The organism is Chryseobacterium hagamense (assembly GCF_007991455.1).
Classification (GTDB): Bacteria; Bacteroidota; Bacteroidia; order Flavobacteriales; family Weeksellaceae; genus Chryseobacterium; species Chryseobacterium hagamense.
The window spans coordinates 293606-318185 of the sequence record NZ_BJYJ01000001.1 but is presented as its reverse complement, the minus strand read 5'-3'; the positions used below and the strand labels follow the sequence as shown (position 1 = coordinate 318185).

Below are 24580 nucleotides of genomic sequence, written 5' to 3'. Positions count from 1 at the left end.
CTAGATTTTATGTTGACAGATATTCATTAGATGCAGAATCTTACATTATGTTAAATTCCGCATCGGATGGATCTGCATTTATTTACTTGCCAAGAACAGCTTTCAATCGGTTGTGGATCTCCACATAAGCTTCGGTAACTTCCCCGAGATCCCTTCTGAAGCGGTCTTTATCCAGCTTCTTCATGGTGTCTTTGTCCCAAAGCCTGCACGTATCCGGAGAGATTTCGTCTGCCAGGATAATCTCGCCGTCTGCCGTTTTTCCCAGCTCGATTTTAAAATCAACCAGGATGATGTTCATTTTATCAAAAAGATCGATCAGGATTTCGTTGATGTCTGAAGTGAGTTCATACATCTCATCCAGCTCCTCATACGTCGCAGCACCTAAAAAAACCGCGTGGTGATCGTTGATCAGCGGATCCCCCAGCTCATCTTTCTTGTAGCAGATGTCGAAGATGGTCACCGGCGATTTGATGCCTTCTTCCACCCCTAATCTCTGGGCCATGCTTCCGGCGGAATAATTTCTTACCACCATTTCCAAAGGAATGATCGATACTTTTTTTACCAGTTGCTCTCTTTCGTCCAGCTGTTTAATGAAATGAGTCTTAATCCCTTTTTCATTTAAATATTCAAAAATAAGAGTCGTGATGGCGTTGTTCATTTCTCCCTTAAGATCCACAGATCCTCTTTTCTGAGCATTAAATGCCGTGGCATCGTCTTTGAAACGTACCACTACTTCGTTAGGATTATCGGTAGCAAATACCTGTTTTGCCTTACCTTCGTACAACATTTCTTTCTTTTCCATTTTCTGAAATTACTTTTTAGTTAGATTTATATATTTACTTAATTAAAATTCCTGTCAGAACCGCCATCCCGAAACTCAGCAGCGTTCCGATCAGCACGTATTCCGTTAGTTTTCTCTGTTTGGCCTGTGCCAGGTCGCTGAACCTGAACACGGATTTTGCCGCTACCATAAAGCCGACGCCTTCCCAGTGGTTAACCATAATAAAGGTGAAAACCATTAAACGCTCCAGGATCCCGATATATTTTCCGGCACTCGACAGAGATTCGGTCTGTATATTTCCCTGGGCTTCGGGCACGGGCGTCCAGGACGACAGCAAGATCCTTACAAAAACCGAAGCCGGCATCGTAAGAAATACTGCTGCAGCCACTGTTTTCAAAAGGTTCTGATCCTTTAGGAATCCGAAATTGAATTCATTAAAATAAAGAGAAATTCCGGCAATCACCAGAACATGCAGTGCCTGATCAATAAAAAACCAGCTTTTTTTATTCTTGACAGTCTGAAAGCTCAGCTTGGCAGCATCGATGATGAAATGTGAAATTCCGACCGTGGGTGCAATCCACCAAAGTTCGGTATTCCACAGAAAAACAAAGCTTAAGACCGCATGAATGAGTGCATGAAGATACAGATAGCCGCTCTTCAGCTTTTTGCTTTCCTTGTCTGCAACCCATGAATCCGGCTGAAGAATAAAATCTCCCAACAGATGTGCGAATATGAGCTGGATAAAAATCATGCTTAAAGTTCGGAGATTTTTTTTCTGAAATACTGGTTGGTTTCGGCGATCAGTTCGTAGTTGGCGCGTTTGAGCCGCTGGCTTACGGAAGACTGGGAGATCGCAAATTTTTTCGCAAGATCTTCCTGCGTGAGGTCTTTATTCATGATCATCTCGTGGATGATCTCTGCAGTGGCCACCGTCCAGCTGTCGAAATCCTTGGAAGACCATTTCAGCAGGATATTCAGATCCCGGTCTACGGAAACATTGGACGTTTTGATGGCAACGGTGTGGCCGTCATTCTTAAGGTCATTCAGCAGCCTTCCGGAATGGATGTAGGCCGTACCGTTGGATTCGGTAATCTTCCCGGACGAAAAGTTTTCCTCACCGATGCCGATGGCCATCCGCACATCCAGGTTTTCCTGACTTCTGATTAATGATTTTATGGCTAAGAAACGCCAGAATACCTCATCGATATTACATTTGAACTGGAACTCATCGCCTCTGTAGATTTCCCATATCTCGGGAGCGCTTCCCCACTGGTCGAGAAGATTTTTAAGTCTGGTAATCCAAACCTCCGTTTCCGCGTGTTGTGAATTTATAATATCTCCGGTAATGACCGCTATCATTCTGCAAATATAAGCATAATTACTTATAAATAAAAAATATAAGCAGATGTACTTATAGATAATGATTATCGGTACATCTGCTTATATCAATTTTAATCTAAATCATTGAATTTAATTAAACTATCTCTTAATAAACGGATAGGTCTTGCCATCTAAATTCAACAGATAAGAACCTGCCGGCAGAGACTTGACGGAAATTTCTTTTTTATTTCTGAACGGATTTTGCTCAGTATAGATCAGTTTTCCTGAAAAATCCAGGATCTGTGCAGATTTTATATTTTCTGTTCTGCCGCTTAAGAATATATTTTCGTGAGCAGGATTTGGATAGATTTTAACCTGATCATCATTGGCCAAAGCTATACCAGAGGTTGCTAATGTTCCTAAATTCTGACAGTAATCCATAGCGTAAGAATTCCATTCGGAACTATTGAATACAGAAGCCGGCTGCGTCACCGTATTTTTTCTGTATAATGAAATATTTGCATTGGAATTAGAAGTAAATTTTGCCCCAATCGCATCTACAGTAATGGTTTTATTATAAGCCAGTTCAACGTATTGAGTTCCCGAAAACGTCATCGGGTCGGAAGCCGTAACAAATCTCGCCTGATTATTTGTATAGCACGAGAGCGTTGCATTGGGATTTAAAATAACAAAACTTTCATTACCGGCGACTTTGCCCTCCAATTCATAAGTATCGGCATTGTAGTAATTTCCGCTTGTACTGTTATACAACTGTATATTTATCCTGTAGTTATTCAAATCAACTTCATGCCCTGTTTTATTTATAATTTCAAGAGCTTTATTGTTTCCTGTTCCTTCAATATATTTTACAATCATCAGATCGGAAGCGTAGGAATCCGAAGCTAAAGTGGTTGCTGACACCGTATTGCTCTGCGGAGATTCCAGGTATCCTTTATCAAAAGACTTAACCGTAAAACTGTAGGCAGTAGAAGGACTTAAATGATCAATACTGACAGACGTGTTCTTCGTTGTTGCCACAGGCGTGGACGATCCGTTCATATAAATTCGGTATCCTAAAATGTCGGTATCCGTGCTGGGTGACCAGCTTAAATTAACAAAACGGGCATTCTGCTGTGTAGAAACCAGTGAAGACGGCGCTGAAGGAGCAACGGTATCCGGAGTTTCGGACCAGATCAGATTAATCCATTCCGGATGATCAATAAAAGGATTTCTGTTTTTCTGAATAGCATAAACAGCATTATTCCGGTCAATTTCCCTTTGTGAAACAGGATCTGCATTATTCCATTGTTTCAACATTTCAATATACGGCAAATCGATCGCTCTTTCTTCCGTGCCATCAAACGGACATTGATCCGTAGCCGGAGTGATCGTTGAAGAAGTGCTGTAAGCGGTATTGAATGAGCCTAATTTCCCCTCATATCTTACTGCAAAATATAATAAAGTCCTCGCAATATCCCCTTTGAATTCAGCATTCGGTTCGTACACTCTGCCTGTATAGGGATAATTCGGAATTGCCGCATTACTCATTCTGGAGCCGTTGGTGAAATTATAGAAATTGGTATTTCCGCCTACTCCATACGGATAATTATTTCTCAGCTGATTGATTCTTGCATCCGCCGGAATCAAAAAGTTCAGATCAGAATACATCGGATAATCGCTGATCCCCGAACTCGTACTGAATGTACTCTGAGGGATCATATGCTCTCTGTTCCATCCCATGCCTTCCGCAGAGGCGCTGCCGATCATCTGTGCCGATGTATACTCGTACGCATCCGGACCTGAAGGGATTTCGGAATAAATATCCAGCAGATAAGTCGTATTCGTTGCATTATGGTCATAGTATTTGTCCAGATCCGTCTGGTTAAACAAATTCTGCAGATCGCCGTAATTCCAGTTGATGTTCTTAGCCGATATAATATCGTGCAGCCTGGATTTCAGCGCGTACCCGCTGAGACCGGATGTTCCGTTGTAGTAGCCCGCCGGAGCCTGTGCCGCTATATAAGATGAAATAAGGACAATAGGTAGGAGAAGTTTTTTCATACGTAAAAAATTGGGAGGCTAAAATAGTAAATTAATTCACTTAAATTTCGGAAAATTTTATTAAAAAATGATTAACTATTAGAATATAAAAAATTGAAAATTAGTTTTTTGTGAATAAATTCCTATGGATACAATAATTTTTTTGGGCGTAACCGCAATTTATTTATCTTTGGGAATTAACTATTATCTATATGAATACAGAGACTATTGACAATATCAAAATGATAGCGGAAACGGCAAGGGAGTTTGCTGAAAAGAACATCAGACCAAACATTATGGAGTGGGATGAAAGCCAGACTTTCCCTAAAGATCTGTTTCATGAGTTGGGAGAAATGGGTTTTATGGGCATTGTGATTCCTGAAGAATACGGAGGTTCCGGTCTTGGATATCACGAGTACGTAACGATCCTGGATGAGATTTCCCAGGTAGACCCGTCGATCGGACTTTCCGTAGCGGCACACAATTCCCTTTGTACCAACCATATTTATGAATTCGCCAATGAAGAGCAGAGACACCGCTGGCTTCCGCAACTGGCTTCCGGTAAGGTGATCGGTGCCTGGGGACTGACGGAGCATAACACCGGTTCCGATTCCGGAGGAATGTCTACCACTGCGGTAAAAGACGGCGACGACTGGATCATCAACGGGGCAAAAAACTTCATTACCCATGCCATTTCAGGGGATATTGCCGTGGTAATGACCAGAACAGGTGAAAAAGGAGCGAAAAATAATTCAACGGCGTTTGTCCTGGAAAAGGGAATGCCGGGATTCAGCTCCGGTAAAAAAGAAAACAAGCTGGGAATGAGGGCTTCCGAAACGGCAGAACTTATCTTCGACAATGTCCGTGTACCGGATTCCCACCGTTTGGGCGAAGTGGGTGAAGGCTTCAAACAGGCGATGAAAATCCTTGACGGCGGAAGAATTTCCATTGCAGCGTTAAGTTTGGGAACGGCAAGAGGCGCCTACAAAGCGGCTTTGAAATATGCAAAAGAAAGACATCAGTTCGGCAAATCCATTTCCGAATTCCAGGCCATCAACTTCATGCTGGCGGATATGGCAACGGAAATTGACGCTGCAGAGCTGTTGATCCAGAGAGCATCCACCATGAAAAATGCCAAGCAGAAAATGACGAAAGAAGGAGCTATGGCCAAACTGTATGCTTCTGAAGCTTGTGTAAGAATCGCGAACAATGCCGTGCAGATTTTCGGAGGTTACGGCTATACCAAAGATTTCCCTGCTGAAAAATTCTATAGGGATTCCAAACTCTGCACCATTGGTGAAGGAACATCAGAAATCCAGAGATTGGTTATCGGAAGGGATATTACCAGATAAACAAAATCAGAATTATATTATTCTTGTTTCAATAGCATCCGCCGACGGCGGATGCTATTCTTTTCCGGGTAAAATCATCATTTAGCAATAATTAATGTATTGCATAATTATTTAAATGAATTATCAGAAAAATTCTTAAAAAATTTTGTTTTCCGTATCATATTTTTTATTAGATTTGATATTCCACAATCAAAACAAAGGATATATATGAGAAAACAATTATTTTTGATTGGAATGCTGGCATCCGGTATTTCATTCGCTCAGACCGACCTTCTCTGGTCTGAAACTTCAGAAAAAAGTGCCTCAGAAATTTTACAGAACAAATTAACGATCAGTTACCCGAAATTATACAGTCTGGATATTAACGGATTGAAAAATGCTCTTGCCAAAGCACCGAGAAGACTGGCACCGGGAGAAAAATCCGAAATCCTCATTTCCTTTCCCAATGCGGAAGGCAAAATGGAAAGCTTTAAGGTAAAAGAAAACTCAAACTTCGATCCTCAGCTGGCCGCAAAATATCCGGATATCAAATCGTATATCGGCGAAGGAATGGGTGATTCCGGAACCACGGTTTATTTCAGTATTTCCCCGCTCGGATTATCTTCCATGGAGATTTACGGTGATAAATCCGCTGTTTTTATAGAACCCTATTCAAAAGACCTTTCAACCTATGTAGTATATAAGAAGTCTGATAAAAAAGACAATCTGAACGCTTTTGAATGTACGGTAATTGATGTTGCCCAGAAAGGAGTAGCCGGCACAACCAGTCTGGCCGCAAGACCTAACGCCGATGATGCCAAACTCAGGACTTTCCGCCTGGCATTGTCCTGTACGGGAGAATATACCACCTATTTCGGTGGCACAAAAGCCAATGCCCTGGCCGCCATGAACAATACCATGACCCGCGTCAACGGGGTTTTTGAAAAGGACTTTTCGGCAAGAATGGTGCTGATTTCAAACAACGATTCGGTGATTTACACCAATGCCTCTACCGATCCGTATTCCCCTTCGTCGCAGATGAACAACTGGAATTCCCAACTGCAGTCTACACTCACTTCCGTAATCGGTGATGCCAACTATGACATCGGCCACCTGTTCGGAGCTACCGGCGGCGGCGGAAATGCCGGATGTATCGGCTGCGTGTGTACCAACGGCTCCAAAGGAAGCGGTTATACTTCTCCGGCAGACGGAATTCCGGCAGGTGATAATTTCGATATCGATTATGTAGCCCATGAAATGGGTCATCAGTTCGGCGGAAACCATACGTTCTCCATGAGCAATGAAGGAACCGGCGCCAATATGGAACCGGGATCGGGATCCACCATTATGGGGTATGCAGGAATTACCAGTCAGGATATCCAGCCGCATTCGGATGCCTTTTTCCATGCCATCAGCATCCAGCAGATTACCAATAATATCAAAGCGAAGACATGCCCCGTAAGCACCAGTACGGGCAACTCCATTCCGACTGCCAATGCCGGCCTGGATTATACCATCCCGAAAGGAACGCCATTCATGTTAACGGGATCCGGAACCGATGCCAACGGCGATACTCTAACTTACATCTGGGAACAGATGGACAATGCCTCTTCTTCGCAGACGGGAACAGGCTCCGCGGCCAGTGCAACCAAAGCTTCAGGACCGACTTTCAGATCTTTTACGCCCCAAACCACGCCGGTACGGTATTTTCCAAGAATGGCCTCCGTACTGGCGGGCGCTACCACAACCGCAGGTTCCGAAATTACCGTGGAAGCTTTATCCAGTGTAGCCAGAACCTACAACTTCAGGTTTACCGTTCGCGATAACAGAGCCGGCGGATCCGGAAACAATTCCGATGATGCCGTAATCACCGTAAACGGTACGGCAGGCCCCTTTGTAGTAAGTTCTCAGAATTCGGCCACTACCTTTGCCGGCGGAAGCAGCCAGACCGTTACCTGGGATATTGCAGGAACTACGGCAAACGGCGTTAATGCCGCCAATGTGGATATCCTATGGTCTACTGACAGCGGAAATACCTGGACCACCCTGCTGGCGGGAACAACGAATGACGGTTCCCAGGCCGTAACCATTCCAAATGTATCGACTTCCACAGGGCGGATTATGGTAAAAGGTTCCAATCATATCTTTTTTGATGTAAACAATGCCAATATTACGGTGAACGCAGGTTCTTCATCCGTAGATCAGACGGCTCCGACAGCTCCTGCCCTCGCCGCTTCCGGAACGACCTCCACAGCAACCAATCTTTCCTGGTCGGGAGCAACGGACAATGTAGGCGTTACAGGCTATGAGGTGTATCAGGGAAGCTCGATGATCGGCTCAACTTCCTCGACATCTTATACCGTAACCGGATTGACGCCTTCTACTACCTACAGCTTTAATGTAAAAGCAAAAGATGCGGCAGGAAATACCTCAACTTCCAGCAATACGGTTTCCGTAACGACTTCTGCAGGAAGTACCGTAAGCTATTGTTCCGCCTCTTCAACGAACACCGGCGACGAAAAAATCGGAAATGTGAAATTCGGAACGATTAACAATACTTCAACAGGAACTTCAGGATATGAAAACTTTACCTCAATTTCTACGAATGTAACCAAAGGATCTGCTTATACCATTTCCATAACACCTGTCTGGACATCAACCAAGTATAAGGAAGGGTACGCAGTGTATATTGATTACAACGGGGACGGAGATTTTACGGACAGCGGCGAACTGGTTTGGTCCAAATCAGCCTCCACAACTTCTCCGGTAACGGGAACAGTGACGATTCCTTCTACTGCCGTAACAGGAAGCACCAGAATGCGGGTAATGATGCAGTATAATGCCATTCCTTCTTCATCATGCGGATCCTATACCTACGGACAGGTGGAAGACTACACCGTGAATATCGTTTCTTCGGGAAGAGGCGAACTACCGGGAACCAAAGACCTGATTACGGATCTGAAATTATATCCGAATCCGGCAAAAGACATCCTGCATGTTTCTAATACTACAAACGAAGATTACAGAATCTTCGATATGGGTGGAAAACTAATTAATTCAGGAAAACTTGAAAGAGGCTCCGTGAATGTAAGCAGTCTGATCAAAGGAGCATACATGATCCAGATCGGAGAAATCTCCAGGAGATTCATTAAAAACTAATTTCTATCTCAATTTAATCTTGTGAAAGGCGGCCTGGAAACGGGCGGCCTTTTTTTATGATAATGAGCGATGAGTGAAACGTAATGGAATCTGCAAAGATGAACTTCAAATGATAATTCAGAAACTTTTTGATATGATTTTTTCGAAAGTGCACTAATGCTTAATATATATAACTTAAAAACAAATCACACGGATATATTAATTGATAACATTAATAATTTCACTAAGTGATACTACATCAATTGTGATCATTTGTGAGATCATTGGTGCTATTGGTGTCAGGTGATGCTATAATTTTTCATTTCAATACAATGAATTAAATAAATACTGATGAACAGCCAATACATTAATTTTTCCAAGGTAAAAAAATAAAAGCTGAATATTAACAAGTCTTAACCCAATTAAACTTGAGGTTTGGAAAAACCTTGTTGCTGATTCCTGATTTGTAAAACTGAATTTTTATATTTGCGTAAATTTAAAAATATTCATGGATACAATTGACAGTCTGAACCAGGTAGCAGAATTCCACACCACTTTTAAAGCACCGATTTTAGAGACGCCGCAGATTCCTTCACCGGAAAGATGCAATCTCAGGGTTGAACTGCTGCAGGAGGAACTGAACGAGTTGAAACAGGCCATCGCCGATAACAATATCGTTGAAATTGCCGATGCTTTATGCGATCTGCAGTATGTTCTGAGCGGTGCCGTTCTGGAGTTCGGACTTGGCAGCAAATTTGTAGAACTGTTCAACGAAGTTCAGCGGTCCAATATGTCCAAGGCCTGCGACAATGAAGAACAGGCACAGGAAACCGTTGAATTTTATAAAGCAAAGGAAGTGGATTCCTTTTATGAAAAATCGGGTGAGAAATTCAATGTCTACCGCAGGGCCGACCATAAAGTTCTGAAAAACAAATACTACTCTCCTGCCGATTTGAAAACCATTATTGAGAAGTAAAACCGTATGAAAAAAATCGTTACAAATATCATGGCCATTTCGGCTCTGTTTCTTGCCTCCCAACAACTTACTGCACAAAAAGTAGTGGTCGGCCGTGAAGTGGAAACAACCAACGACGGCAAAATGCTTTTGGGAATGCAGCTGAAAAGCAAATTTACCGAAGCGCCTTATTCAGACTGGTATGTGAAAGAGCATGATGAATATGCTCTGGATCAGAAAGCCGTCAGCGAACTTAAAAAAGACAAGATCAATTCTTATAATCTTGTGGTTTTCATCGGGACCTGGTGCGAAGATTCCCACCGTGATTTCCCGAGGCTGATGCGGATCCTGGAAGAAGTAAATTATCCGGAAGGCAAACTGAAGATCATCGCCGTTAACCGTAAAAAGGAATCTCCGAACGGCGAGGAAGGCCTCTACAACGTTCATAAAGTTCCTACGATTATCGTACAGAAATACGGTAAGGAAATCGGAAGAATTATTGAAATGCCGACTACCGGATACATTGAAAGGGATCTGGTAGAAATCCTGAAGAAAGACGACGGTTCCGTAATCAAAGAAATTTTCAGCAAATAAATAAAGTTTTGAAAAATAGTAAAATTGCAGTTGCTTTTCTGGCCGGAATCATCGTTATGGTTATTCTGTTTTTCAGTTTTAAATCTTTTTTAAACCCGACAAAAAAGACAGAGAAATCAGATTATTATATACTGACCAACCAGATTGCCAAAATGAATAAGATGGTGGTCATGGAGCAGAATACGTCTTCCATACAGAAAACCAAAATGGGCTACGAGTTTTTTGGCAAAGAAGTATCCAGCAACAGTATTATTACCTTTACCAAAACCAATGCCCAGGTTTCCTATGATTTAAATAAGATGAAGATCGAGGTGGATTCAGTCAATAAAAAATTAATGATTACCGCCCTGCCTGATGCTGACATCAGGATTACTCCAAGTGTGGAAATCCAGTCGGTGGATGATTCTTTTTTCAACAGGATTTCAGAAAAAGACATTAAAAATGTGACACAAAAAGCCAAGGATACGGCTATCCGGTCGATCGATCAGAACCGGTTGAGGACAGAGGGTCGTGAACAATTAATGGAAAACCTGAACAATATTTTCGTTTTGGCAAAAGCTTTGAATTATAAGATCGAAGACCAGACCGGTAAGCTGGGTGTTTTAGGACTATAAATTTAATGCTATGAACGAACAAGAAGACCCGAAAGGCAAAGAATCTGCAAACAAAGCAGAAACAAAAAAACAAAATGAAGATTTTCAGAATATTCCCGCTTCTTCAGAAAAGACGAATCCGTCTGATGTAGACAAGGAAGATATTCAGAAGTCTTCAGAAAACAATGAATCCGGAAAAACGGATAATACGGAAGAGTAAATTTAAAAAGGTTCTGTCTCAGATGAGGCGGAACCTTTTTTCAGAAAAAAAATATACAAATAAAAATCAAACGACAATTTTCTTGAACCCTTGGAGCTCGCATTTAATGCAAATCCGGTCGTATCTAGCCTAGAAAGCCATCGATTAGTGGCTTTAAAACAATGTAAATTTTACCTTATACAATTTGCGTTGGGCCATCTTCCTTCTTCTAACGTATTTTTCATATTATATTTAAAACAGCCCTTCGCTCCGCAAGTGAATTTTATGGACTATTGAATGGATCTAATGATGGCGAAGCGAATTCTGCTGTTTGTATTTATACGATCGTTGATTTGCCAAGCTTTACATTTTCAAAATTATAGTACGATTTCTCGGAATACATAATATAATCTGCAATAAAGCTTCCCACTTCAGCCGTAGAATAGGGTTGCTGGTTATTCAGATCTGCCGTAACATACCTGTTGTCAACAGCATGTTCAACGGACTGCCTTAATTTTTCGGCGGCCTGATCAAGCTTTAAGTAATCCAGCATCATGGCCGTGCTCAGAACGGACGCGATCGGGTTGGCAATCCCTTTTCCTTTTGCCTGAGGATAAGAACCGTGAATCGGCTCAAATAGCGCATTGTCCGCACCAATGGAAGCGGAAGGCAGCAGGCCGATAGACCCCCCGATGACACTGGCTTCATCAGAAATGATATCCCCGAACATATTTTCCGTTACAATAACATCAAACTGCTTCGGATTCAGGATCAGCTGCATTGCCGCATTATCAACAAACATAAAGTCCAGCTCCACCTCCGGATATCCCGCGGCAATCTCTTTGCAGATCTTTCTCCATAATCTGGAAGTGTCCAGGACGTTGGCTTTATCGATAAGTGTAACTTTTTTCCTTCGTTTTTGCGCTTCCTGAAAGGCCATATGAACAACAGGTACAATCTCATCCCGATGGTATCTGCAGTTGTCATAGGCATAACCTGCTTCTTCATCCGTAAACTTTTCCCCGAAATAAATCCCGCTCACCAGTTCCCGGAAAATCAATATATCCGTTCCGTCGATAATCTCTTTTTTCAGAGGGCTTTTGTCAATCAGTGAGCTGTAGATTTTAAGGGGTCTGATGTTGGCAAAAAGCCCCAGTTCCTTACGGAGCTTCAGCAAACCCTGTTCGGGACGTACTTTCGCATCCGGATTATTGTCAAAGGAAGGATCTCCGATAGCGCCGAACAGAACGGCGTCAGATGCCCGGCAGATGGCCAGGGTTTCATCCGGCAGCGGCTTTCCCGTTTTGTAAATGGCCTCCGCACCCATCAGTCCGTAGGTAAAATCAAACTTATAACGGAAGGCTTCTGCAATGGCATTTAAGATTTTAATGCTTTCGTCCACCACTTCCGGGCCGATGCCGTCTCCGGGAAGTACGGCAATATTAAAATTAGTTTTCATATATTTTCTGTGTTTTAAGTTCAAATTCCCTGATCGCCTGCTTTCTGCTGATTAAGAAATCGATATCATCGTAGCCGTTCATCAGGCAGATCTTTTTATAGGAGTCCATTTCAAAACTTTCCGACTGGCCATCAAAAGCAATGGTCTGCTTTTCCACATCGACCACGAGTTCTTTTTCAGGATTTTCGGTAATGCCGTTCAGGATTTCTTTAAGGAATGCTTCGGAAACCTTTACGGGAAGCAAACCGTTATTCAGTGCATTCCCTTTGAAAATATCGGCAAAGAAACTTGAGACCACGACTTTAAACCCATAATCCGTCAGTGCCCATGCGGCATGTTCCCTGCTGCTCCCGCACCCGAAATTGTTCCCGGCTACCAGGATTTCACCTCTGTATTCCGGGTTATTCAGAACAAAATCCGCATTAGGCATTCCGGTATGGACGTTATACCGCCAGTCTCTGAAAAGATTCTCACCGAATCCTTTCTTGTCAATGCTTTTTAAAAAGCGGGCCGGAATAATTTGGTCCGTATCTATATTTTCAACCGGCAACGGAATCGCGCGGGCTCTTAATTTTATTAATTTTTGCATTTTGTTTAGTTTTTTGGAGTCAATGGTTGATTCCTACGGGTGAATGGTCAATTTAATTACGTTTTAAAATTCACATGCGGAGCAAAATTCACCTTTAAACCACCCCGTCAAAAATTCTTCTGGAATTTTCGCCACTCCTCCAGAGGAATGGAATTTTTAAGTTAAGTTTATTTAATGCAGGGTTTTGATGATGACTATTCACTTTTAAGTTAACGGTTAATTTCCATCAAATTCACCTGCAAAGCAGAATTCACTATTCATCTTCTTCATCAGTTTTCGAAAGCTGAAATTTTTCCTTCGAGCGCTACTTTTGCAGCCGTCAGCGGGCTTGCCAGAATTGTTCTCGCCCCCTGCCCTTGCCTTCCTTCAAAATTCCGGTTGGATGTAGATACGCAATATTCGCCTTCCGGAATTTTATCGTCATTCATGGCTAGACATGCTGAGCATCCCGGCTGCCTGATCTGAAATCCGGCTTCAGTGAAAATTGCGTCCAGGCCTTCTTCATAAATCTGTTTAACCACCCGTTGGGAGCCGGGAACGATCAGTGCGTGAACATTTCCGGCTTTTCTTTTTCCTCTGATATAATGTGCCACAGTCCGGAAATCTTCAATTCTCGCATTGGTACAGCTTCCGAAAAAGACATAATTGACTTTAATATCCGAAAGTGCCTGTCCGGCTTTTAACCCCATGTATCTTAATGCCTTTTTCTCAGAATCGTTTTGCGGAACCGGAATATTCCGGCTGATGGAAATCCCCATTCCGGGGTTTGTGCCATAAGTGACCATCGGGTGAATATCAGCGGCATCAAAGGAAAATTCTGCATCAAAAACAGCTTCAGCATCTGTTTTCAGTGTTTTCCAGTACGCCGCTTTTTCTTCCCATTCTTCTCCATCCGGAGCAAAAGTTCTTCCTTTAACATACAGGAAAGTGGTTTCATCCGGTGCAATCATTCCGCCGCGGGCTCCCATTTCAATACTCATGTTGCAGACCGTCATTCTTCCTTCCATCGACATTTCTTCGAAAACACTTCCGGCATATTCACAGAAATATCCGGTGCCGCCATCGGTTCCGATTTTTGAAATGATATAAAGAATCACATCTTTGGGCTGTACATTTTTATTCAGTGCCCCGTTTACCGTAATCCGCATGGACTTAGGCTTGTTCAGCAATAAGCACTGGCTCGCAAATACCTGCGCTACCTGGCTGGTCCCGATCCCGAAAGCGATTGAACCGAAAGCACCATGGGTCGAAGTGTGGCTGTCGCCGCAGACAATGCTCATTCCCGGCTGGGTAACGCCCAGTTCGGGAGCAATGATGTGTACAATTCCCTGATACGGATGGCCTAAACCATAGAATTCGATATTATTTTTTTTACAGTTTTCGGTAAGCTGCTCCACCTGGTTTCTTGAAGATTCGTCACGGATGGGCTTGTCCTGATCCCAGGTCGGAACATTGTGATCGGCTGTGGCAAGGATCTGCCGCGGCCTGAAAACCTTCAGATTCCTGGATTCCAGTTCGGCAAAGGCCTGCGGACTGGTTACTTCATGGATCAGGTGTTTATCGATATAGATGATCTGAGGCCCGTCGGGAATTGTTTCAACCACGTGGGCATCCCAGACTTTGTCAAAAAGTGTCTTTTTATTATTCATTTTAAATGATCCTGCTAAAATCAATATTTCTATCCTATTTTCCGGGTGACTTTTTCGATGATTGCACTGAGGTCATCATTATCCACTTCTTTCTTACGGTCAGCTACCTGCAGGAATTCCTCGTATAGAAAATCAAGCTCGTTTTTGGTCACTTCAAAACCGATATGCCTGAACCGGTAGGCCAGTGCCGAGCGTCCGCTTCTTGCCGTCAGGACAATCGTTGAAGCATTCACTCCCACCTCTGCCGGATCAATTATTTCGTAAGTTTCCCTGTTTTTAATAACGCCGTCCTGATGGATTCCCGAGCTGTGGGCGAATGCATTGGCTCCCACGATCGCCTTATTCGGCTGTACGGGCATTCCCATGAGTTCGGATACCAACAGGCTCACCGGATTCAGCATTCTGGATTTTACACCGGTATACAGCTGTAAGCCCGGATGCTGTTTCAGGATCATCACTACTTCCTCCAAAGCGGTATTACCGGCTCTTTCACCAAGTCCGTTGATTGTACATTCAATCTGCCTTGCTCCGTTGATGACCCCCGAAATAGAATTGGCGGTTGCCATTCCCAGGTCATTGTGGCAGTGGCAGGAAAGGATAGCCCTGTGGATACCACTCACATTTTCTTTTAAATATTTTATTTTTTCACCGTATTCTTCCGGCAGGCAATATCCCGTGGTGTCGGGAATGTTAAGTACCGTAGCACCGGCTTTAATCGCCGCCTCACAGACCCTGGCCAGGTAATCGTTATCGGTTCTTCCGGCATCTTCGGCATAAAACTCCACATCTTCTACAAAAGTCCTGGCATATTTTACAGCCTGTGCCGCTCTTTCGATAATATCTTCCCGGTTGGAATTGAATTTAAACCGGATATGGGAATCCGAAGTTCCGATACCGGTATGGATTCTTGGTCTTTTGGCAAAGCGCAGGGCTTCAGCAGCGGCGTCGATGTCTTTCGGGTTGGCTCTGGTCAATCCGCAGACCTTTGCATTTTTCACCAGTTTTGAAATCTCTGAAACCGAATGAAAATCGCCCGGACTGGAAATCGGAAAACCGGCTTCGATCACATCCACTCCCAGTTCGTCCAGTTTCTCAGCAATGCTTAATTTCTGCGGTGTATTTAATTTGCAACCCGGCACCTGCTCTCCGTCACGCAGTGTGGTATCAAAAATTTCAATTTTTTCGGATTTCATACTGAAGTTTTTTACTTAATTTTGAATCAAATCTAAAAAGATGAAACGTTTAGTCCTTGCCGTTTTAAAAAAAAATTACAATAGCCGGAATAATATACTTTAAGCTTAATTATTTATTTATCAATATTTTAAATTCCAAAAATTTACAATGGCAGAATTGCACAAAGATTTTTTATTTGTTCTGGTTAAATCCCTTACAACATCAGAAAAAAGACAATTCCGGCTGTATGTAAACCGTCTTGGAATTAATGCGGATGCGAAATTCCTCCTGCTGTTTTCTGAAATCGAAAAGATGAAGGAATACGATGAAAGCTGTATTATCGAGAAGAAAATTTCCACAAAGCAGCAGTTGTCCAATCTCAAAGCTCATCTGTATAAACAGATTCTGGTGAGTTTACGCCTGAATCCCAGCCATCAGAATTCCCGCATCCAGCTCCGCGAACAATTGGATTTTGCCAATATTCTTTACCAGAAAGGCCTTTACAAACAGGCTCTGAAAATTCTTGATAAAACCAAACAATCCGCTCTGCAGCTGGATGAGAAAACCATTGCTTCGGAGATCATCGACCTTGAAAAAGTTATTGAATCCCAATTTATTACCCGGAGTATCGCCGGCCGAGCCGATGAACTGATCCGGCAGTCTACGGAAATCAGTAAACAGAATCACTATGCGACCGAATTATCCAATCTTTCGCTGAAGTTATACAGCGAAATGCTTACCCATGGCTATGTGAAAAACGATGAAGACCGCCAGGAAATCATGAATCTCTTCAATGCTCAGATCCGGAAAATTAATTTTGACAGACTGAATTTTACGGAGAAGCTTTGGTATTTTAAAGCACATGTCTGGAAAAACCAGTTGTTCCAGGATTATAAATATACCCTGAAATATGCTTTCCAATGGGTAGATCTGTTTCACAAAAATCCCGAAATGATTCTCAGCCATCCCGTCTGGTACATCAAAGGCAACACTTACCTTCTGAAAATCCTTTTCCTGTATGGGAATATCGATATCCTGGAGAGCAGTTTCCGGGAATTTAATGAAAGGGTGCATTCCTCAGGCTTTGTTCAGAATGAAAACCTGCAGTCGCTAATTTTCCTGACGCACTACAACACTTTGATGAATATTTACTTTGTAAAAGGCGAATTCTTTTCGGGATCGAAGCTGATTCCTGAGATTGAGCTGAAGATGGAAAAACTTAAGGACAAAATTGATGAGCACCACTTTATGATCTTATACCTGAAAATGGCAGCGATGTTTTTCGGCAGTAAAAAGTTTAAGGATTCAATAAGGTACTCTTCAAAAATCATCGGATCTAAAGCAAATGTTCAGGAAGATTTGCTGTTTCACACGAGAATACTGATTTTAATGGCTAAATATGAATCAGGAAATGATGAAGATTATGACGAGTTTATTAAATCTACATCCGCTTTTGTAAGAAAAATGAAGAAACCCGATGAATTTCATTCTGAAAGCATCACCTTTTTCAAAAGCCTGAATGCTTTAACGCCTGATCAGCAAACGGACTCTTTCAGAAAGTTCGATGCCAGGCTGGAAAAATTTGCCGACAATGAATATTACAGGAGATCGCTGTTATATATTGATATCCACGGGTGGGTAAAATCCAGAATTAGGAATGTGGATGTCATTGAGATTATTAAAGAGAAAGTAAAGTACAAGAGAAGGAAATGAGGTTATGAAAAGGCTGATGGACTTCGCCTTTTCGGGATCTTTTATGAATAATATGGGATTGGTTTATCACCGGAAATTTTACGGTGAACTATGTTCTGTGATACATACTGATTCCATAACCGGCTTTTAACAGTAATAACCATATTCATCCATTACACCATCATGTCACATTTCTGTAAAACAAATTGTATAAGGATAAATATGGTTTGTAACAGATACTTACTGTCCTAAATAAATAAAAGAATTTACTGTAATATAGGCCGACTGGTTATTCATAGATTGTCCTGAGCCTAAAGTTGTGGATAGGGTCCCTGTAAAGCTATGGGTATGATTTCCCGCGGCATTGGTATTACCTACCCCAACCCCTCCGAATAAACCCGGACTGGCACTGCTGCCATGACCTGTACCGTAGTTGCCGGCATTTGTACCAGAATACAGAAATGCACCACCCGTATCTGAATTGCGGGTGTGTGATCCCGATGTTAAGGCAGTGCCACTGACCGTAGTTGTAAGATTGGCATTGGGCAGATTGCTTTGTGATAGTGTAAAGGCGTTGCTTCCCCCGGTATCCCCTGTATTTTCAGCGGTACTTTTAGTTTTGAGGGTTCTGCCTGAAGCATCATATAAGTTGGTCGTCATTCCTAAACCGGCAGCTGCCGTCTTTGCCACTGCAGGAAGACTTGAAAGCGCTCTCCCATTCATCAGATATCATCCGTCATGATCTGCGGATCTGAATGATTGGGTGATACTGCCGGTCGGGTATGATAAAAGTGTCTTATTGATCTTTTCCCAGACACTTCCATTATAAAAATAGAATCCATTGGCATCAATATTCTGGGCCTGTGCAGTTTGGCTTCCTGTGGTATAATCATTTACATAGATTATGGTAGAAATTTCCACGCCGCTCATATTTTGTGCGCTTAGGCGGTCTACCCTGGGAATCAGCATTCCGTCTGTTCCGGTTGTCGTTCCGGCAGGGTTTTTAGCAACAATATCCAAAGTCGACTGCGGAGAAGTTGTGTTAATTCCAACCTGACAGAAAATGGTATTGCACATTAAAAAGAATATGAGTGATAATAATGATTTTTTATTCATGATTTTTGTTTGAAAATAAATTATGGTTAAATGAAAGGTATTACTCACCTAAATAGATAAAAGTATTGACAGACAGGTAAGGAGATCTGTTGTCGATGGAGACATTTCCTCCGCCCAGAGGCGTGCTGACTGTTCCGCTGAACGTATGCGTATGAGATCCTGAACTTGCTGTATTGGCTCTCGCATTTACCCCTCCCCAGCCGTTGCTTCCGGCATTGCCATAACCATTTCCATTGTTTCCGAAACTTGTCCCTGAAAGCAGGTATGCATTTCCTATTGCAGGTCCATGCGCATGGGATCCTTCTGCCGAAGTTGTTCCACTCACGTTGCCCGTCAATGTTATATTGGGTAAATTACCCTGTAAAATGGTCAGCAGATTGCTTCCGCCTGTAAGACCTAAACTTTCTGTAGCATCTTTGGTTTTCAGTACCTTGTCAGATGCATTGGGCAGGTTGGCCGTAAATCCCAGGGTAAACAAATCTATTAACATGTAATCGGTTTATTATAAGTTGTTTAAAAACATTTTTAATTTCAGAAACATGATTCTTTTCGTACAATCTTTTTTTAAAAGCGAAACCACAGGAAAAAAATTCAGGGTTATGTTTTACAAATCCCCGTGAAAATAGCATACTAAGTAAAATTTTCGTATTTTTGCGTCTTAAAATTTCTTAGTAAACAATGATAAAAATTACACTTCCTGACAACAGCGTCAAAGAATTCGAGGCGGGAGTTACTCCGCTGGACGTGGCAAAATCTATAAGCGAAGGATTGGCTAGAAATACCATTTCCGCAATTGTTAATGACAAACAAGTAGAGACGACCACGCCTATCACCACGGATTCTGCGATACAGCTGCTGACCTGGAACGATGATCTTGGAAAGAAAGCCTTCTGGCATTCTTCTGCCCATTTGCTGGCGCAGGCTATCCTGGAGTTTTATCCTGATGCTAAGCTCACCATCGGTCCGGCCATTGAAAGCGGATTCTACTACGATGTAGATTTCGGGGATGAGAGTCTATCGGAAAAGGATTTTGATAAAATAGAGAAAAAGGTTCTGGAAAATGCAAAAAAAGGCTCTACGTTCTCATTATACCCTGTTTCCAAAGAAGAAGCATTGAAAACGTATGCAGACAACCCTTACAAAGTGGAGCTGATCTCTAATCTTAATGATGGTGAAATTACCTTTGTAACCCACGATAACTTCACGGATCTTTGCCGCGGAGGACATATTCCCAATACCAGCATTGTAAAAGCGGTAAAAATTTTAAATGCCGCCGGAGCATACTGGAGAGGAAACGAAAAAAATCCACAGCTTACAAGAGTGTACGGCGTTTCTTTCCCTAAACAGAAAGAACTTACCGAATATCTCGAAAGGCTGGAGGAAGCCAAAAGAAGGGACCACCGGAAATTAGGTAAGGAACTGGGAATTTTTGCATTCTCTGAAAAAGTAGGTGCAGGATTGCCTTTATGGTTGCCGAAAGGAACGGCTTTAAGAAGAAAGCTGGAAAACTTCCTTTCTGCTGCTCAGAAAAAAGGAGGTTACGAATTCGTTATGACTCCGCATATCGGATCTAAAGACCTGTATGTTACTTCAGGGCACTGGGATAAGTACGGCGCCGACAGCTTCCAGCCGATCAAAACTCCGAACGAAGGAGAAGAATTCATGCTGAAGCCGATGAACTGCCCGCACCACTGTGAAATCTACAAGACTTCGCAATGGAGCTACAGGGATCTGCCGAAAAGATATGCAGAATTCGGAACAGTGTACCGGTATGAGCAGTCGGGAGAGCTTCACGGATTAACGAGAGTCCGCGGATTTACACAGGATGATGCCCACCTGTTCTGTACTCCGGATCAATTGTTGGGAGAGTTTGAAGCCGTAATTGATTTGGTATTATATGTTTTCAGATCTTTAGGCTTTGAAGATTTCTTAACCCAGGTTTCTTTAAGGGACCCGGATAACAGAGAAAAATATATCGGTTCCGATGAGAACTGGGAGAAAGCGGAAAATGCCATCATCACCGCTGCCAAAAACAAAGGTTTGAAGACCGTTGTGGAATATGGTGAAGCAGCCTTTTACGGTCCGAAACTGGATTTCATGGTGAAAGATGCTTTGGGAAGAAAGTGGCAGCTGGGAACAATTCAGGTGGATTATAACTTACCGGAAAGATTCGATCTTCATTATATTGGAAATGATAATGAGAAACACAGACCGGTGATGATCCACAGAGCGCCGTTCGGCTCGATGGAACGTTTCATTGCTATTTTGCTTGAGAATACGGCCGGAGATTTCCCGTTGTGGCTGAGCCCTGACCAGTTTATCATTCTTCCGATCAGTGAAAAATATGTAGATTATGCCAAAAAAGTTTCAGAATTTTTAGAAAATCACGATATTAGCGGTCAGATTGACGACCGGAATGAAAAGACCGGGAAGAAGATCCGCGATGCAGAATTAAATAAAATCCCATTCATGCTGGTTGTCGGCGAAAATGAAGAAAAGGATGGCACAATTTCTGTACGTAGACGTGGTGAAGGAGATCTGGGAGCGATGAATCTTGAAGATTTCGTCTCCTACTTCAAAAAAGAATCAGCGATATAAAATCAAAGATTCGGATTCAGAACAGAAGTGAATGTATCCTTCGGATTCTGAATAAATTAAATTAGAGTTAACCAATAAAATTATAATACAATAGCACAACGATTTAACAACAGGGGCCCACAAAGACGTCCGGTACAGGAGGACTTACACTTGATCAACGATAAAATTCGTGTGAGAGAGCTTCGTTTGGTGGGCGATAACGTAGAGCCGGGAATTTACCCGATTGACAAAGCAAGACAGATTGCTGCAGAGCAGGACCTTGATTTGGTAGTCATTTCCGATAAGGCTGAACCGTTTATTGCAAGAATACTGGAATATAAGAAATTCCTTTATGAGCAAAAGAAAAAACAGAAGGAACTTAAGGCCAAGCAGGTAAAAGTGGTGGTAAAAGAGATCCGTTTCGGACCTCAGACCGATGAGCACGATTACGAATTCAAGAAAAAGCATGCTGAAAAATTCCTTGAAGAAGGTTCAAAATTAAAGACCTACGTATTTTTTAAAGGACGTTCGATTATCTTTAAAGACCAGGGAGAGATCCTGCTTCTGAAACTTGCCCAGGAACTGGAGCATGTAGGAAAAGTAGACCAGCTGCCTAAGCTTGAAGGAAAAAGAATGATTATGATGATGAGTCCTAAAAAACCGGCTAAATAATCGATAGCAGGGATCCATTCGATCCGATAAAACATATCAGCTGAAACCGCCTCATGATTGGGGCGGTTTTCTTATTTGAACTTTACGAAAGATCATGGTTCTTTACTTTTTTATTTTTTGTTATTTTGCATTTATTCTTAAAGGGCTTAAGAAGTTTATTTTAACTCGGTTTCATGAAGGCAGGATATTATTCCTTTTTTGTATTCATCCTGATTATTTTTTTGCTGGGCTGTTATTACCACTACCCTTTTCTGTCTGATGACAGCCTGATCTCGCTGCGGTATGCACAGCGTTTCATTGAAGGCAAAGGGCTTACCTGGAATGACGGGCACCCTGTGGAAGGGTATTCCAATCTGTTGTGGATCCTGCTTATTTCTTTTTCAGGAAAACTGGGGATCGACCTGATCCTCGCCGCCAGAATTTTGGGCATCTTCTGTTCCGTCGGAACCCTGGCTGTGGTGCTTTCCTATTTTAAAACGATAAATATTAAAAAAGAATATGTTTTTTCGGCCGTTTTTCTGCTGGTAACCACTCCCTGCTTTACGGTCTGGGCCATCGGCGGACTGGAACAGCCTTTATATATTTTTCTCCTTACCCTTGCTTTAACCGAAGTATCAAAAATCATCAATGATAAAAATCCCGGCAGGATGTATTTGCTGTCGTTGTGGCTGGGACTGTTGGCCATCACAAGACCCGACGGTTTCCTGTTTACAATAGTTACGGCTCTCTTTCTATGCTTCTTTTTCAGGAAAAGCAGAAGCGATCTTGTTAAAGTCTTTTTTGTTGTTGCCGTTGTACCTGCTCTGTTTTTGCTGGGGCAGTTTGTTTTCCGCTATAGCTTTTACGGCGAACTGGTTCCGAATACGGCATTGGTAAAAGTAAAGGTTACGGTGCACCATGTACTGCGGGGCGGGTTTTACATCCTGAAAGCATTTACCGGTACCTTAATATTATCTGCCTTGGGGATGTACGGATTGTTTCATCTGGTGTACAGGAAAAAAAATCCCTTCGCCGTTTATCTGTTATTGAATGCTGTAGCCTGGACTGCCTATGTAGTTCTGGTAGGCGGTGATATTTTCCCTGCTTTCCGCCATTATTATGTGATCCTGATTATACTGATATTCGCCGTTATTTTCAGTCTGGACGATCTGCAGATCCGCCTTAAAACAAAAAGCCTTCGTACAGGATTTGTTATTTTGCTTTTCATCAATGCTTATATACAGCTCCTGGTTCCCGCCAACGAATATGCCATCGGGGAACGCTGGGAATTCCGTGGGCTGAAACTGGGGGAAACCCTGAAAAACTCATTTCCCAAAACCACGGTGGTGGCAGTAACGGCAGCGGGATGTATTCCTTACGCTTCCGAATTGCCGGCTATCGATATGCTGGGCCTCAATGATTATTATACGCCACGCCATCCCCCGGAGAATTTCGGCACCGGAGCCTTGGCTCATGAACTTGGGGACGCCGGATACGTTCTTGGAAGAAATCCGGATATCATTATTTATCACATGGGGGTTGAGCCGCAGTTCAATATCGGGGAACAGATGAAAATCAATCCGGTTTTTAAGAACAACTATGTGAAGGTTCTGGCGAGACGGAATAATGACAGTCATATCTTATATTTTAATAAATACGGAAAAAATACCGGTATTGTAAAAAGGGATCATCTGATGATTATTCCTGCCTATCTGATGAGTACCGTTTCAGATGATGAAAGTGTTTTTGACCGAAACGGAAATCTTGTAAAGCATTTACAGAAAGGAAAGCGGTATACCCTCTCTCTTCAGAATCCGGATTCTGAAAAGTGGGAACTGCACAAATCTCCTGGAATTTTATTTTCGCCGGATCCGGAAATCCGGTATGGTAAAAATAGCATCACCATCACGATTCGTCCGGAAAATGAATTATTTTTAGAAAGCCTGGAATTACACAGGAAATATGAATAATTTTTTGTAATTTTGCACCCTATTATTTCCGGGAGTTACCGGAAGCCAGATACAGATATTGATAACAAAACCATAAAAAGCAAGACAATGCCAAAATTAAAAACGAAATCAGGTGCTAAGAAACGTTTTGCTCTTACCGGTTCCGGTAAGATCAAAAGAAAGAATGCTTACAAAAGCCACATCTTAACAAAGAAAGAAACGAAACAAAAGAGAAATCTTACGACGACTTCTTACGTTGCTGCTGTGGACGAGAAAAGCGTACTTCGTCAATTAGCCATTAAGTAGTTTTTATAAATCCATATCCGGTTTATAAGAATTCAAAACAAATTCAACATTTTAACCCTGAACTGGAGCCTCCAAGTGTAATGTCACCATTACCGCCCATTTCAAAAAAACAATTTAAATTATGCCTAGATCAGTAAATTCGGTAGCTTCAAGAGCTAGAAGAAAGAAAATTTTCAAGCACGCTAAAGGTTATTTCGGAAGAAGAAAGAACGTTTGGACGGTAGCTAAAAACGCGGTAGAAAAAGCAATGCAATATGCTTACCGTGGCAGAAAAGAGAAGAAAAGAAATTTCAGAGCCCTTTGGATCACCCGTATCAATGCGGGAGCCAGACAGCACGGAATGTCTTACTCTCAATTTATGGGAGCTCTTAAAAAGAACAACATTGAGCTTAACAGAAAAGTTTTGGCCGATTTAGCAATGAATCACCCTGAAGCTTTCCAAGCAGTTGTAGATCAAGTAAAATAATG

The 24580-nt window shown here is 42.3% G+C and carries 23 protein-coding genes; 12 read left to right on the top strand and 11 right to left on the bottom strand.

Translation table 11 applies throughout. The features are described 5' to 3' along the window. Positions 1-82: 82 nt before the first annotated feature. The 4 genes from purC to CHA01nite_RS01310 all read right to left on the bottom strand — a co-directional run bounded on the left by purC (position 83) and on the right by CHA01nite_RS01310 (position 4162). Complete coding sequence (gene purC, locus CHA01nite_RS01325) at positions 83-802, bottom strand: phosphoribosylaminoimidazolesuccinocarboxamide synthase (protein ID WP_146939419.1); 720 nt, start codon at positions 800-802, stop codon at positions 83-85. 34 nt (positions 803-836) lie between these two features. Further along, positions 837-1532, bottom strand: coding sequence for a DUF3307 domain-containing protein (locus tag CHA01nite_RS01320; RefSeq protein ID WP_146939418.1), 696 nt, complete (start codon positions 1530-1532; stop codon positions 837-839). A gap of 2 nt (positions 1533-1534) precedes the next feature. Next, complete coding sequence (locus tag CHA01nite_RS01315) at positions 1535-2140, bottom strand: SatD family protein (protein WP_146939417.1); 606 nt, start codon at positions 2138-2140, stop codon at positions 1535-1537. Positions 2141-2260: 120 nt separating this feature from the next. Further along, positions 2261-4162, bottom strand: coding sequence for an endonuclease (locus CHA01nite_RS01310; protein ID WP_146939416.1), 1902 nt, complete (start codon positions 4160-4162; stop codon positions 2261-2263). Between the two features lie 191 nt (positions 4163-4353). Between CHA01nite_RS01310 and CHA01nite_RS01305 the strand changes: the two genes are divergently transcribed. The 6 genes from CHA01nite_RS01305 (at position 4354) to CHA01nite_RS01280 (ending at position 10972) form a co-directional block, all read left to right on the top strand. Beyond that, positions 4354-5493 carry an acyl-CoA dehydrogenase family protein gene (locus CHA01nite_RS01305; RefSeq protein ID WP_146939415.1) on the top strand — a complete coding sequence of 380 codons (1140 nt, stop codon included), beginning with the start codon at positions 4354-4356 and terminating at the stop codon, positions 5491-5493. 207 nt (positions 5494-5700) lie between these two features. Continuing rightward, positions 5701-8631, top strand: a complete 2931-nt coding sequence (locus tag CHA01nite_RS01300; protein ID WP_146939414.1) for a reprolysin-like metallopeptidase — start codon at positions 5701-5703, stop codon at positions 8629-8631. A 487-nt stretch (positions 8632-9118) separates the two neighbouring features. Continuing rightward, positions 9119-9586 carry a pyrophosphohydrolase domain-containing protein gene (locus CHA01nite_RS01295; protein ID WP_146939413.1) on the top strand — a complete coding sequence of 156 codons (468 nt, stop codon included), beginning with the start codon at positions 9119-9121 and terminating at the stop codon, positions 9584-9586. Positions 9587-9592: 6 nt separating this feature from the next. After that, positions 9593-10159, top strand: coding sequence for a TlpA family protein disulfide reductase (locus CHA01nite_RS01290; RefSeq protein ID WP_146939412.1), 567 nt, complete (start codon positions 9593-9595; stop codon positions 10157-10159). An 8-nt stretch (positions 10160-10167) separates the two neighbouring features. Continuing rightward, on the top strand, positions 10168-10773 hold the full coding sequence (locus tag CHA01nite_RS01285; RefSeq protein WP_146939411.1) for a DUF4230 domain-containing protein: 606 nt from the start codon (positions 10168-10170) through the stop codon (positions 10771-10773). A gap of 10 nt (positions 10774-10783) precedes the next feature. Next, entirely contained in the window at positions 10784-10972 is a 189-nt protein-coding gene (locus tag CHA01nite_RS01280; RefSeq protein WP_146939410.1) for a hypothetical protein, read from the top strand. Positions 10973-11288: 316 nt separating this feature from the next. Here the strand turns inward: CHA01nite_RS01280 and leuB are convergent, their stop codons facing one another. The 4 genes from leuB to CHA01nite_RS01260 form a co-directional block, all read right to left on the bottom strand. Next, entirely contained in the window at positions 11289-12410 is a 1122-nt protein-coding gene (leuB, locus tag CHA01nite_RS01275; RefSeq protein WP_146939409.1) for a 3-isopropylmalate dehydrogenase, read from the bottom strand. Continuing rightward, positions 12400-12999 carry a 3-isopropylmalate dehydratase small subunit gene (gene leuD / locus CHA01nite_RS01270; protein ID WP_146939408.1) on the bottom strand — a complete coding sequence of 200 codons (600 nt, stop codon included), beginning with the start codon at positions 12997-12999 and terminating at the stop codon, positions 12400-12402. Before leuD ends, leuB begins: the two co-directional genes overlap by 11 nt. 269 nt (positions 13000-13268) lie before the next feature. Continuing rightward, a complete protein-coding gene (gene leuC / locus CHA01nite_RS01265; RefSeq protein WP_146939407.1) occupies positions 13269-14648 on the bottom strand; it encodes a 3-isopropylmalate dehydratase large subunit in 1380 nt (459 codons plus the stop codon). Positions 14649-14677: 29 nt separating this feature from the next. Then, on the bottom strand, positions 14678-15841 hold the full coding sequence (locus CHA01nite_RS01260; RefSeq protein WP_146939406.1) for a 2-isopropylmalate synthase: 1164 nt from the start codon (positions 15839-15841) through the stop codon (positions 14678-14680). 148 nt (positions 15842-15989) lie between these two features. On the opposite strand from CHA01nite_RS01260, the gene CHA01nite_RS01255 reads away from it, so the two are divergent. Beyond that, the gene (locus tag CHA01nite_RS01255; protein WP_146939405.1) at positions 15990-17534 is read left to right on the top strand and encodes a hypothetical protein; all 1545 of its coding nucleotides are present in this window, start codon (positions 15990-15992) and stop codon (positions 17532-17534) included. A gap of 219 nt (positions 17535-17753) precedes the next feature. On the opposite strand, the gene CHA01nite_RS01250 is transcribed toward CHA01nite_RS01255, so the two are convergent. From CHA01nite_RS01250 to CHA01nite_RS01240, 3 genes are all read right to left on the bottom strand, one after another. Next, complete coding sequence (locus CHA01nite_RS01250; RefSeq protein ID WP_170234662.1) at positions 17754-18203, bottom strand: hypothetical protein; 450 nt, start codon at positions 18201-18203, stop codon at positions 17754-17756. Between the two features lie 39 nt (positions 18204-18242). Beyond that, positions 18243-18590, bottom strand: a complete 348-nt coding sequence (locus CHA01nite_RS01245) for a phage tail-like protein (protein WP_146939403.1) — start codon at positions 18588-18590, stop codon at positions 18243-18245. A gap of 79 nt (positions 18591-18669) precedes the next feature. Beyond that, on the bottom strand, positions 18670-19119 hold the full coding sequence (locus CHA01nite_RS01240) for a hypothetical protein (protein WP_146939402.1): 450 nt from the start codon (positions 19117-19119) through the stop codon (positions 18670-18672). 188 nt (positions 19120-19307) lie between these two features. On the opposite strand from CHA01nite_RS01240, the gene thrS reads away from it, so the two are divergent. From thrS to rplT, 5 genes are all read left to right on the top strand, one after another. Then, a complete protein-coding gene (thrS, locus tag CHA01nite_RS01235) occupies positions 19308-21227 on the top strand; it encodes a threonine--tRNA ligase (RefSeq protein ID WP_146939401.1) in 1920 nt (639 codons plus the stop codon). Between the two features lie 150 nt (positions 21228-21377). Beyond that, the gene (gene infC / locus CHA01nite_RS01230; RefSeq protein WP_174771802.1) at positions 21378-21878 is read left to right on the top strand and encodes a translation initiation factor IF-3; all 501 of its coding nucleotides are present in this window, start codon (positions 21378-21380) and stop codon (positions 21876-21878) included. Between the two features lie 173 nt (positions 21879-22051). Further along, entirely contained in the window at positions 22052-23827 is a 1776-nt protein-coding gene (locus CHA01nite_RS01225; RefSeq protein WP_146939399.1) for a DUF8728 domain-containing protein, read from the top strand. A gap of 87 nt (positions 23828-23914) precedes the next feature. After that, a complete protein-coding gene (rpmI, locus tag CHA01nite_RS01220) occupies positions 23915-24112 on the top strand; it encodes a 50S ribosomal protein L35 (protein ID WP_076390550.1) in 198 nt (65 codons plus the stop codon). A gap of 121 nt (positions 24113-24233) precedes the next feature. Next, positions 24234-24578: a 50S ribosomal protein L20 gene (gene rplT, locus CHA01nite_RS01215; protein ID WP_146939398.1), complete on the top strand. Its 345-nt coding sequence runs from the start codon at positions 24234-24236 to the stop codon at positions 24576-24578. Positions 24579-24580: the final 2 nt, after the last annotated feature.